This is a genomic window from Wohlfahrtiimonas larvae (genome assembly GCF_002006755.1).
Lineage (GTDB): Bacteria > Pseudomonadota > Gammaproteobacteria > Cardiobacteriales > Wohlfahrtiimonadaceae > Wohlfahrtiimonas > Wohlfahrtiimonas larvae.
Map to the genome: position 1 here is coordinate 1 of NZ_MVDO01000161.1, position 11,920 is coordinate 11,920.

13 protein-coding genes are annotated in these 11,920 nt (G+C 37.0%); 10 read left to right on the forward strand and 3 right to left on the reverse strand.

Going from position 1 to position 11,920, the window contains the following annotated elements; translation table 11 throughout:
• The 9 genes from hemL to rpsT form a co-directional block, all read left to right on the forward strand.
• Positions 1-1,021 (forward strand): glutamate-1-semialdehyde 2,1-aminomutase (gene hemL / locus BZK14_RS09000; RefSeq protein WP_077926175.1); only part of this gene is annotated, 1,021 nt, incomplete at its 5' end.
• Positions 1,022-1,025: 4 nt separating this feature from the next.
• The gene (gene rpe / locus BZK14_RS09005; RefSeq protein ID WP_077926176.1) at positions 1,026-1,697 is read left to right on the forward strand and encodes a ribulose-phosphate 3-epimerase; all 672 of its coding nucleotides are present in this window, start codon (positions 1,026-1,028) and stop codon (positions 1,695-1,697) included.
• A 61-nt stretch (positions 1,698-1,758) separates the two neighbouring features.
• Positions 1,759-2,796: a type IV pilus twitching motility protein PilT gene (locus tag BZK14_RS09010; protein ID WP_077926177.1), complete on the forward strand. Its 1,038-nt coding sequence runs from the start codon at positions 1,759-1,761 to the stop codon at positions 2,794-2,796.
• Between the two features lie 110 nt (positions 2,797-2,906).
• Positions 2,907-3,143 (forward strand): 50S ribosomal protein L28, encoded by a 237-nt coding sequence (gene rpmB / locus BZK14_RS09015; RefSeq protein WP_008315714.1) that lies wholly within the window; start codon positions 2,907-2,909, stop codon positions 3,141-3,143.
• 11 nt (positions 3,144-3,154) lie between these two features.
• Positions 3,155-3,322 (forward strand): 50S ribosomal protein L33, encoded by a 168-nt coding sequence (rpmG, locus tag BZK14_RS09020; protein WP_077926178.1) that lies wholly within the window; start codon positions 3,155-3,157, stop codon positions 3,320-3,322.
• Between the two features lie 138 nt (positions 3,323-3,460).
• Positions 3,461-4,477, forward strand: a complete 1,017-nt coding sequence (locus BZK14_RS09025; RefSeq protein ID WP_077926179.1) for a methionine ABC transporter ATP-binding protein — start codon at positions 3,461-3,463, stop codon at positions 4,475-4,477.
• Positions 4,478-4,480: 3 nt separating this feature from the next.
• Entirely contained in the window at positions 4,481-5,194 is a 714-nt protein-coding gene (locus tag BZK14_RS09030; RefSeq protein WP_077926180.1) for a methionine ABC transporter permease, read from the forward strand.
• 33 nt (positions 5,195-5,227) lie between these two features.
• On the forward strand, positions 5,228-5,998 hold the full coding sequence (locus BZK14_RS09035; protein ID WP_077926181.1) for a MetQ/NlpA family ABC transporter substrate-binding protein: 771 nt from the start codon (positions 5,228-5,230) through the stop codon (positions 5,996-5,998).
• Between the two features lie 236 nt (positions 5,999-6,234).
• A complete protein-coding gene (gene rpsT, locus BZK14_RS09040; RefSeq protein WP_077926182.1) occupies positions 6,235-6,501 on the forward strand; it encodes a 30S ribosomal protein S20 in 267 nt (88 codons plus the stop codon).
• A 59-nt stretch (positions 6,502-6,560) separates the two neighbouring features.
• On the opposite strand, the gene BZK14_RS09045 is transcribed toward rpsT, so the two are convergent.
• The 3 genes from BZK14_RS09045 to proB form a co-directional block, all read right to left on the reverse strand.
• Positions 6,561-7,106: a hypothetical protein gene (locus BZK14_RS09045; RefSeq protein WP_077926183.1), complete on the reverse strand. Its 546-nt coding sequence runs from the start codon at positions 7,104-7,106 to the stop codon at positions 6,561-6,563.
• A gap of 151 nt (positions 7,107-7,257) precedes the next feature.
• Complete coding sequence (gene secA / locus BZK14_RS09050) at positions 7,258-9,978, reverse strand: preprotein translocase subunit SecA (RefSeq protein ID WP_077926184.1); 2,721 nt, start codon at positions 9,976-9,978, stop codon at positions 7,258-7,260.
• Positions 9,979-10,048: 70 nt separating this feature from the next.
• Positions 10,049-11,158: a glutamate 5-kinase gene (proB, locus tag BZK14_RS09055; RefSeq protein WP_077926185.1), complete on the reverse strand. Its 1,110-nt coding sequence runs from the start codon at positions 11,156-11,158 to the stop codon at positions 10,049-10,051.
• A 139-nt stretch (positions 11,159-11,297) separates the two neighbouring features.
• Here proB and BZK14_RS09060 point away from each other — a divergent pair.
• The coding region (locus BZK14_RS09060; protein ID WP_245831272.1) for an aconitase family protein at positions 11,298-11,920 on the forward strand (623 nt) is incomplete at its 3' end.

Consider the following 11,920-nt stretch of genomic DNA (forward strand, 5'->3'; position numbering starts at 1 on the left):
AACTGTTTCAGAAACAGTATTGGCTAAGAAAGTACTAGAAATCATTCCTTCAATGGATAGTGTACGTATGGTTAGCTCAGGCACAGAAGCAACTATGAGTGCAATCCGTTTAGCACGTGGTTATACAAACCGAAACAAAATCATTAAATTTGAAGGCTGTTATCATGGCCATTCAGATTCATTATTAGTGAAAGCAGGTTCGGGTTTATTAACATTTGCAGAACCTTCTTCCCCAGGCGTTCCTGCTGATTTAACACAACATACAATCGTATTGGAATACAACAATCCTGAAGAATTAAAAGAAGCTTTTGCAAAATATGGTGATGAAATTGCCTGTGTAATCGTTGAACCAATTGCAGGCAACATGAACTGCATTCCACCTTCTAAAGAATTTTTACAAACAATTCGTGATTGCTGTACGGCAGCAGGTTCTGTATTCATCATGGATGAAGTCATGACAGGTTTTCGTGTACATAAACACTCAGCGCAAGGCTTATATGGCATCACACCTGATTTATCAACATTCGGCAAAGTAATTGGCGGCGGCATGCCAGTTGGCGCATTCGGTGGTAAAGCCGAAATCATGGCGCACATGTCACCAAATGGTGCTGTTTACCAAGCTGGTACATTATCAGGCAATCCTGTTGCAATGGCTGCCGGTATCGCCACACTAGAATTAATCTCTGAAGAGGGCTTCTATGAAGATCTAAAAGCTAAAACAGATTATTTAATGGATGGTATTCAAAAAGTATTCGCAAAACATAACCAACCATTACACATTAATCATGTTTGCGGCATGTTTGGCCTATTCTTCACAGATCGTGTTGTAAATACCTATAAAGATGTAATGACAAGCGATGTAGAATTCTTTAAAAAATTCTATCATGGTTTATTAGACCGTGGTGTTTACTTAGCACCAAGTGCTTTTGAAGCAGGTTTCTTATCTAGCGCACATACATACGAAGATTTAGATACTACAATTCAAGCTATCGATGAAACATTGACAAAAATTAAAGGTTAATCACATGAAACAAACACCATGGATCGCCCCCTCTATTTTATCCGCTGATTTCGCTCGCTTGGGCGAAGAAGTCAATGCAGTATTGAATGCTGGCGCTGATATTATTCACTTTGATGTAATGGACAACCATTATGTTGAAAACTTAACATTTGGCCCAATGATCTGCAAGGCATTGCGTGATTATGGCGTAACAGCACCCATCGATGTACATTTAATGGTTTCTCCTGTGGATCGCATGATTGAATCCTTCGCCAAAGCAGGTGCAAGCTACATTACATTCCACCCAGAAGCTTCATTGCATGTTGACCGCTCATTACAATTAATTAAATCTCACGGCTGTAAAGCAGGTTTAGTTTTAAACCCTGCAACACCTGTACATATTTTAGAACATGTTTGGGACTATCTCGATATGATCTTAGTAATGAGTGTTAATCCTGGCTTTGGGGGGCAAAAATTTATCCCATCCGCTCTAGATAAACTAGTAAAATTAAGAAAAATGATTGATGATAGCGGAAAAGAAATTCGCTTAGAAATTGATGGTGGCGTTAATGCAGATAATATCGCTGAAATTTCTAAGGCCGGCGCAGATACCTTCGTCGCAGGTAGTGCTATTTTCACTCAAAACAATTATAAAGAGATTATTAATAGACTTAAATCAAATGCTAAATTAGACTGATTCGCTTTTGTCATTTAGAATATTAAAATCATTTTATTAAAAAAACCAAACGAGAACGGATATGAACATCACTGATTTATTAACATTTGTTGTTAAGTCTGGAGCATCAGACTTACACTTATCAGCAGGATTACCGCCACTCTTGCGTATTGATGGCGATGTAACACGCATCAATGCACCAGCAATGAATAACGACGCAGTTTATGATTTAATTTATGGAATTATGAACGACACACAGCGTAGAACATTCGATGCTGAATTAGAAGCTGACTTTTCAGTAGATGTTCCTGGCCTTTCTCGTTTTAGGGTGAATGCTTTCCATCAAAATCGTGGCGTCGGTGCAGTTTTCAGAACTATTCCTAACAATATTAAGTCTATGGATGAGTTAGGTATGCCAGCAATTTTTAGACAGATGGTTTCCGTTCCCCGTGGTTTAGTATTGGTAACAGGACCAACAGGTTCAGGTAAGTCAACAACGTTAGCCGCAATGATTGACTACTTAAACAAACATCATCCTTACCATATTTTAACCGTTGAAGATCCAATCGAGTTTGTTCATACACCTAGAAAATCTTTGATCAATCAACGTGAAGTTCATAGAGATACATTGTCCTTTAACAATGCACTTCGCTCTGCACTTCGTGAAGATCCAGACGTTATCTTGGTGGGTGAGCTTCGTGACTTAGAAACTATTCGTTTAGCATTAACTGCTGCGGAAACAGGTCACTTGGTATTCGGCACACTTCATACAACATCCGCCTCAAAAACAATTGATCGCATCATTGATGTATTCCCAGAAGGGGAAAAACCTTTGGTTCGTTCAATGCTATCAGAATCTTTACAAGCAGTTGTTTCACAAACACTATTAAAGAAAAAAGGTGGCGGGCGAGTTGCTGCATGGGAAATCCTTATGGGAACGAATGCAATTAGAAACCTTATCCGCGAAGATAAGATTCCTCAAATGTATTCCGCTATCCAAACAGGTCAATCATTTGGTATGCAGACACTAGATCAGCACTTACAACAGCTTGTTAAAGCTGGCATGATTGATAAAGAAGTCGCAGCTAGCAAAGCAAAAGTTCCTTCTGATTTTAGTTAGTCGTTATATTGCATATTTTTTTCAAATAAGTATAATGACGTGTCTGTTTTTAAGGAACGGTTTTTGCGTTCCTCAAAGAATTTATTTTATTGAAATAGGTTATTTTAATTATGAGTAAAGTTTGTCAAGTCACTGGTAAAGCACCTGCTGTTGGGAACAATGTTTCTCACGCAAACAATAAAACTCGCCGTCGTTTTTTACCAAATCTTCACTCACATCGTATTTGGGTAGAAAGCGAACAGCGCTTTGTAACATTACGCGTAACATCTGCTGGTTTAAGAACTATCGATAAGAAAGGTATCGATGCTGTTCTTAAAGATATGCGTGCACGTGGTGAGAAAATCTAAGGAGCTTTATCATGGCAAAAGGTATCAGAGAAAAAATCAAGTTAGTGTCATCTGCTGAAACAGGTCACTTTTACACGACTACAAAAAACAAAAGAACAACTCCTGAAAAATTAGAGTTCATGAAATATGATCCAGTTGTTCGTAAACATGTTTTATATAAAGAAGCACGTATTAAATAATACAGCTTAACTTTATTTTAAAAGCAACCGCAAGGTTGCTTTTTTAGTTTCTACTAAAAACTAATATCATAAATTTCAATTCCAAGCACTATTGTGCTAGATTGTGCACTATCTTTTATTCACTAAAGTTCAACTATCGTGATCAAATTAGAAAATATATCAAAATCTTATCCCTCATCCAAAGGGCCAGTGACTGCATTATCAAATATCTCTTTTACCATAGAAGCAGGTGAAATTTTTGGCATCATTGGTCATTCTGGTGCAGGTAAAAGTACATTAATCCGATGTCTCAATCTATTAGAAAAACCAACTTCCGGCGAGGTTATTCTAGATAACATTAAGTTAACTCAACTCAATAAAAAAGAATTAATGCATGAACGTAGAAAAATTGGCATGATTTTTCAGCATTTTAACTTATTTGATAGCCAAACTATTTTCAATAACATTGCTTTTCCACTACGTTTAGAAAAACTATCAAAATCTGATATAAAAAAACGTGTAGATGAATTATTAGAATTAGTTGGCTTGACAGAACATGCCAATAAATATCCTGCACAATTATCAGGTGGGCAAAAGCAACGTGTTGGTATTGCTAGAGCATTAGCAAACCGCCCCAAAGTTTTATTATGTGATGAAGCAACCTCAGCATTAGACCCACAAACAACACAATCTATTCTAGAATTATTGCGTGATATCAACCAAAAATTAGGTTTGACAATCGTATTAATTACCCATGAAATGGAAGTTATTCGCAAAATTTGCCACAAAGTTGGTGTCATTCATGCAAGTCAAATCGTTGAAATGGGACCTGTTGAAGAAGTATTTCTCAATCCTCAACATTATGTCACAAAAGAATTCATCTTAGATAATAGCCACTATGATGAACTAAAAGCTCACCTAAAAACCAGTGCAATGAAGGATGCGAATTTGTATCAAATCACTTACTCAGGAGAAGATTCATACCATCCGCACTTAAGCGATATCATTAAATCCACAGGTGTCCACTTCTCTATTCTATCTGGTAATATTAGCTATATTAGAGATCTTCCCTATGGGCAATTATTAGTGGCTCTCAATGGTAGTGAAGAAGCGCAAAGTAATGCTTTAAAAGAATTTTCAGCCAAAAACATTCATACATTAGCGGTCAACTTATAAATTATGTATACAGATTTCAAGGCATGGGCCAGCAGCGCCCTACAAAGTTTAATTCAAGACAGTTTTCCTAAAGTCAAAGTTAATATGCTTTGGGATGCAACTGAAGCAACATTACAAATGTTAATGGCATCATGGGCATTAACAACTATTTTTGGCATTATTTTAGGTGTCATATTATATTTAACAAGTCCGAAACAATTATTACAAAATAAGATAGTTTACCCCGTGCTTTCCATTTTCACCAATGTATTGCGCTCTATCCCCTTCTTAATATTGATTATCTACCTATTACCTTACACAAAGCTATTAGTGAACACATCCTTTGGTGTAAAAGGTGCGATCATCCCATTAGCCATTGGCGCAATCCCCTTCTTCGCTAAACTTGTTGAAACCTCCTTACGTGAAGTTAATCGTGGCGTTATTGAAGCTGCTGTTAGCATGGGAACCCCCTTACATAAGATTATTTTCTCAGTTTTATTAAGAGAAGCACGCCCAAGCATCATCGCAGGCGCAACAATTACAGGTATATTACTATTATCATTTACTGCAATGGCAGGTGTTGTTGGCGCAGGCGGATTAGGTGATTTAGCCACAAGATTTGGTTTCCATCGCAACCAACCTGAAATTACAAATTTTGTGATTGTAATTATTATTATTATCGCGCAAACTATTCAATTAGTTGGCGATACATTTATGCGCCGATTAACTCGAAAATAATAACTATTTAGGATTACTGTAAGGAGTCATAGCATGAAAAAACTAGCATCAGCCTTAATTCTCTCTGCATTACCATTTTTGGCAAATGCGCAAGATTCAATTAAAGTCGCAGCAACACCTGTACCACACGCAGAAATTTTAGAGCACGCTCAAACATTAGCACCTGATTTTAAAATTGATGTTGTGGTTGTAACAGATTATGTTTTACCCAATCTAATGCTTGATGAGGGTGAGGTGGATGCAAACTTCATGCAACATAAACCTTATTTGGATGAATTTAACAAAGCAAATAACTTAACATTAGTTCCTGTTGGTGGCGTTCATTTAGAACCATTAGGCGGTTATTCTAAAAAAGTGACTGATGTTAAAGCAATCGCTAATAACGGTAAAATTGCGATTCCAAATGACCCTACAAATGGTGGACGTGCCCTCATCTTACTACATAACAATGGTGTCATTACGTTAGAGGATCCAAGCAATATCTTATCTACGATTGCTGATATCAAAGAGAATCCAAAAAATTTATCTTTTCTTGAATTAGAAGCTCCAATGTTAGCTAAAGCAATTGATGAAGTAGATTTAGCATTGATCAATACAAATTTCGCGCTAGATGCAGATTTAAACCCATTAAAAGATGCATTAATCATTGAAGATAAGAACTCTCCTTATGTAAATATTGTAACTGTAAAAGCAGAAAATAAAGATAAAGAGAACGTGCAGAAGTTGATGAAAGTATTGAATTCACCAGAAATGAAATCATTCATTGAAACGAAATACCAAGGTAGCATCTTACCTGGCTTCTAATTTCAATGCATTAATACTATGAAAGAGCCAATCATTATTGGCTCTTTTTTATTTTCATAACATTTTTACATTAATTATCAGAACAAGCTATAATAACGCAATGATCGTAAAATCACTTCAAGAAGGTAACATTAGCTAGCATTTTAATGCTGAGCATGATTGACTTTTATACTAAAAAGCAAGATAATGTTGCGTCTTATATTGTTTAAACTATTGGTTATATTTGGAGAATACCTTTGGCAAACTCAGCTCAAGCAAGAAAACGCGTACGCCAAGCGGAAAAACACCGTTTAGCAAACGCTTCATACCGTTCAATGACTCGTACTTACGTTAAAAAAGTATTGAAAGCTATTCAAGAAAACAACGTAGAAGCAGCTAAAGATGCTTTGAAAAAAGCACAAGGCGTTTTAGATCGCGCAGCAAACAAAGGCTTGTTTCACAAGAAAACAGCAGCACGTTTGGTTAGCCGCTTAAATGCAAGAATCAAAGCAATTGTAGCTTAATTTAAGCTCCTCAAAAAAAGCCCTATTTAGGGCTTTTTTTATATCTCATGATTATCAACTTATTTAATTACTATCTTACTTCGCTTCTTCAAATATACTAATATGTGCTCGATAGAGCCCCTCAACGCTTTAATCTGCTGAATCCCCAATTCATCTACAGGTTTTAATGCTTCCAATAAGCTTGAGGCAACATCATCCACATAACGCTGATAATTAGAGCTCACTTGATGAGTATTAACTAAAACCAATTCCTCATTAAGCCCCAACAAATGCTTTAAAATCTGCTGATACAACAAAGCATTTGCAAATCCTTTAATTTTAGTTACTCTCTCCCCATTTTTTATAAAATTTCTACCAAAAATTAGGGATAAATAATAAACTGTTGATAACCCTTGATAGCTCTTAAATTCTTTAGAATAATTATAAAACTCAAAATTTAGATCATTCAATAACTCATTCATTTGTCTTGGCAACAATCTTATTGTATTAGCATTAACATCTATAACACGGTGTGCTAACCCCTCTGATGCTATATTAAAATTCTCTACTAATTTAGAAAAACCATTGTCACTTGTGATAATGAAAAAATTAGGTGATAAAGGCATAATTACTACCTTGAATATTTACAAAAATATAATTATATATACAAATAAATAAAAATAAAACAATTACGAATAAAATGAATTATGATTATGCTAAAAAAAATCCTACAAAATGTAGGATTTTTCATTCATTATTTTGCACTTAATTAAAGCATCAATTCAACTTACCATGACAATGTTTATACTTCTTACCTGAACCACATGGACAGTCATCATTACGACCAACTGATGAGAAATCAAACCCTTGATCTTTAATTTCACCTGCATCGCTGAATGTACGCTTCATCAACAATTCACTTGCATCAGCTTCATCACTATCTTCTGGCAACAAGCTCACTTCTTGATCTTCTGTTACAGCTGGGAGTTCAATTTTTAGGCGACTTAAGTAAACAATTGTATCGTAATAAATGCGATCCAACATATGTTCAAACATACTGAAAGCTTCTTTCTTATACTCTTGCTCTGGGCGCTTTTGCGCATAAGCACGTAACTGAATTCCTTGACGCAAATAATCCATCGCTGCCAAATGATCTTTCCAATTACTATCTAACAATTGAAGCAATATATTTTTTTCAAATGCTTTAAAGTTATCTGGATCAACAATTGATATTTCTTCCTCAGAATCAGGCATTTTAACGAAAATTTTATCATGATAAGCTTGCTTGTTCATAGCAATCAAACGATCCACAACTTTTTGATCATCCAACTCTTGATCTTCTTCTAACCAAGTTGCTAATTTCACATCCATCAAGAAATCACGAGATAATTTCTCTTCCAAGCCTTCCATATCCCATTGCTCAGGGAAAGATTGTGGTGGAATATGTTTTGCAACTAAATCACGGAATACAGTTTCACGAATCGCATCAATAGCAGGACCAACATCAGTCGCAGCCAATATATCATCACGTTGTTGATAGATGACTTTACGCTGGTCATTAGCAACATTATCGTATTGCAATAAGTTCTTACGCATTTCAAAGTGATGGCCCTCTACTTTACGCTGAGCATTTTCTATCGAGCGACTGATCCATTTATGCTCTAATGGAATACCGTCGCCCATGCCCAATTTCTTCATCATATTGTAAGCTGATGGCGATGTAAAAATACGCATCAAGTTATCTTCTAAAGATAAATAGAAACGAGAAGAACCAACGTCACCTTGACGACCAGAACGACCACGCAACTGATTATCCACACGGCGAGATTCATGGCGCTCTGTACCAATGATATGCAAACCACCTTCTGCTAAAACTTTATCATGGCGTTTCTGCCATTCCGATTTTAATGCAGCTTTCTCCGCTTCAGATGCGTCTGGATGGCTTTCCAATTCCATAGCAAAGTTGCCACCTAAGACGATATCTGTACCACGACCTGCCATATTCGTTGCAATTGTTACCGCTCCTGGCTGACCTGCCGCACCCACAATATAAGCTTCTCTTTCATGCTGTTTTGCATTCAATACCTCATGAGGAATTTGACGCTCATCCAACATTTTAGCAATCAACTCGGAAACTTCTACTGATGCAGTACCGACTAAAACAGGCTGGCCTGCTTCACGACAACGTACAATATCCTTAATAATGGCTTCGTATTTTTCTCTTTGTGTTAAGAAAATCAAATCACCATAATCTTTACGCTGAATTGGTTTATTAGTTGGAATCACAACCACTTCCAAACCATAGATTTCTAATAATTCTGGTGCTTCAGTATCTGCCGTACCTGTCATACCTGATAATTTTTTATAGATACGGAACAAGTTTTGGAATGTAATGGATGCCATTGTTTGGTTTTCAGGCTTAATTTGCACGCCTTCTTTTGCTTCAATCGCTTGATGCAAACCATCTGACCAACGGCGCCCAGCTAATGTACGACCTGTATGCTCATCGACGATAACAATCTCACCATCTTTAATCAAATAATCCACATCTTTACGGAATAAATGGTGCGCACGTAAACAGCTATCTAAATGATGATAAAGCTTCAAATTATTCGCATCATATAAGCTTTCACCTTCTTTTAATAAGCCCGCTTGAACCAATAAATCTTCCGCATGTTCATGGCCAACCTCTGTCAATAATACTTGACGATCTTTTTCATTAATTGTGAAGTCATTCTCACCATTTTCATCAGCTTTCACTAGATGTGGCACAACTAAATTAATCGCTTGATAAAGCTCTGCTGTTCCTTCTGCTGGGCCTGAAATGATTAACGGTGTTCTCGCTTCATCGATTAAGATTGAATCCACCTCATCGATCACAGCAAAGTTTAAAGGACGTTGTACCTTCTGTTCTGGCTGAAAACTCATATTGTCACGTAAATAATCGAAGCCAATTTCGTTATTAGTACAATATGTAATATCACAATTGTAAGCAGCTTTTTTCTCATCAGGACCTTGTTCGGATACAATCACACCAACGGTTAATCCCATCCATGTATACAAACGCCCCATATCATTTGCGTCACGCTTTGCTAAGTAGTCATTCACTGTCACAACATGAACGCCCTTACCTTCTAAAGCATTCAAATACACAGCCAATGTCGCCACTAATGTTTTACCTTCACCGGTACGCATTTCAGCAATACGACCTTGGTGAAGTGTAATACCACCCACCATCTGAACATCATAATGACGCAAACCTAAAACACGCGTACTTGCTTCACGAATGGTTGCAAATGCTTCTGGTAACAATTTATTTAAAGAAGTACCTTCTTGGATACGTTCACGAAATTTAACTGTCTGTTGTTGTAATGCTTCGTCAGACATTGCTTGCATCGTAGGTTCTAATGCATTAATTTGTTTAACGATTTTGAAAGCATCTTTGACCAAACGGTCATTTCGAGTTCCAAAAATCTTTTTTGCAATCGCACCAAACATGGCTTTCCTTCTATATAGTAAAAATATAAATTAACAGTGCATTTTAACGTATTTTAACATTAAAAAGAACCTATTGATGTGATACCCAATTGTTTCTATGGATGAGCTCTTCTGAAATCACATAACCCAACTTATTAATGATGTCATTCGATGCTGTTTTCAAGAGCAACTTTACCTCTTCTGAATTATAGTTACATAATCCTCGACCAAGTTCTTCGCCTTTCACATTGACACAAGAGATAATATCACCCCGCTGAAAAGAGCCTTTGACATCGATCACACCAATGGGTAACAAACTCTTTTTATGCACTATTAATGCCTTTTCAGCACCTTCATCCACCACAACCTTGCCAAATACGTGTACTTGATTCAATATCCAACGTTTTTTAGCCGCCATCGTTGTATGCTCTGGCTCAAACTGTGTACCAATCTCTTCTCTTGCCGCAACTTTTAGTAAACCATCTTCGGATTTACCATAAACAATATATGTTTCTGTGCCTGAAGTTGCAGCTTTTTGTGCAGCTTTCACTTTCGTATACATGCCACCCTTGCCCAAACTTCCGCCTTCTGGGCTTGCCATATCTAACAAAGAAGGATCCATAGCACGAACTTTGCTTAATAATTGCGCATCACTATTTTTACGAGGATCTTTGTTATACAGACCTTTTTGATCTGTCAAAATAATGTAGGTATCTGCTTCGATTAGATTCGCAACCAATGCACCTAACGTATCATTATCACCGATACAAACTTCATCATAAGATACTGTGTCATTTTCATTAATGATAGGAATTACATTGTGATTGATCAAAGCATTCAAAGTTGCACGAATGTTTAAATAACGAGTTCTATCCAAAGCATCATCATGGGTTAATAATACTTGTGCTGCAGTTAAGCGGTATTTTTGTAATGCTGTTTGCCATGCTTCCACTAATTTTGCCTGCCCAACAGCCGCAGCTGCTTGTAGCTCACTTAGTTCTTTCGGTCGTTCACTCCACCCTAATCGTTTCATACCTGCAGCCACAGCGCCAGATGAAACAACCACAATCTTATAGCCTTTAGATTGTAAATTTGCGATTTGCGCGGCGTAATCATCCAATAAAGAATAATCAATACCAACGCCACCATTCGTAATCATCGCACTACCGATTTTAATTACCCAAAGAGTTTCTTTTTCCATACAATTCATATTATGATGTCAAGTTCAAGCAAAATTAATTTGCATAAAATAAATTAAGGTTTGTTGCAGGGGATTATCATAGCAAACTTACCTTACCTTGTTTCCATTTTAGGATGTTTAATTTAGAGGTGGTTTTAAAATGGCCAAAACGCTTTACGATAAATTGTGGGAAGCCCACGTTGTGCGTACCGAAGAAGATGGTACTGCATTGTTATACATAGATAGACACATCATTCATGAAGTCACAAGCCCACAAGCTTTTGAAGGACTTCGCCTTGCAAATCGTGAGCTGTGGCGTAAAAACTCCATCATCGCAACACCTGATCACAACACACCAACAACGCCAGGATTTACGACGATTGAAGATCCAATCTCTCGCTTGCAAGTGGATACATTAGATCAAAATGCACGCGCAGCTGGTATCACTTACTTCCCTGTTGGTGATATTCGCCGTGGTATTGTGCATGTCGTTGGTCCAGAACAAGGCGCAACATTACCTGGCATGACTGTTGTTTGTGGTGACTCTCATACCGCAACTCACGGTGCATTTGGTGCATTGGCTTTTGGTATTGGTACAAGTGAAGTTGAACATGTAATGGCAACGTGTTGCTTAGTACAGAAAAAATCCAAAGCTATGAATATTATTGTGGATGGTGATTTACCAAAAGGTGTTACTGCTAAAGATATCGTACTTGCGATCATTCGTGAGATTGGTACGGCAGGTGGTACAGGTTACGCGATTGAATTTTCAGGTAGCGCAAT

Bases quoted from the DNA above. Each gene is read 5' to 3' on its own strand.
- rpe (WP_077926176.1), top strand. From the start codon at position 1,026: ATGAAACAAACACCATGGATCGCCCCCTCTATTTTATCCGCTGATTTC.
- BZK14_RS09010 (WP_077926177.1), top strand. From the start codon at position 1,759: ATGAACATCACTGATTTATTAACATTTGTTGTTAAGTCTGGAGCATCA.
- rpmB (WP_008315714.1), top strand. From the start codon at position 2,907: ATGAGTAAAGTTTGTCAAGTCACTGGTAAAGCACCTGCTGTTGGGAAC.
- rpmG (WP_077926178.1), top strand. From the start codon at position 3,155: ATGGCAAAAGGTATCAGAGAAAAAATCAAGTTAGTGTCATCTGCTGAA.
- BZK14_RS09030 (WP_077926180.1), top strand. From the start codon at position 4,481: ATGTATACAGATTTCAAGGCATGGGCCAGCAGCGCCCTACAAAGTTTA.
- BZK14_RS09035 (WP_077926181.1), top strand. From the start codon at position 5,228: ATGAAAAAACTAGCATCAGCCTTAATTCTCTCTGCATTACCATTTTTG.
- BZK14_RS09045 (WP_077926183.1), bottom strand. From the start codon at position 7,106: ATGCCTTTATCACCTAATTTTTTCATTATCACAAGTGACAATGGTTTT.
- secA (WP_077926184.1), bottom strand. From the start codon at position 9,978: ATGTTTGGTGCGATTGCAAAAAAGATTTTTGGAACTCGAAATGACCGT.
- proB (WP_077926185.1), bottom strand. From the start codon at position 11,158: ATGGAAAAAGAAACTCTTTGGGTAATTAAAATCGGTAGTGCGATGATT.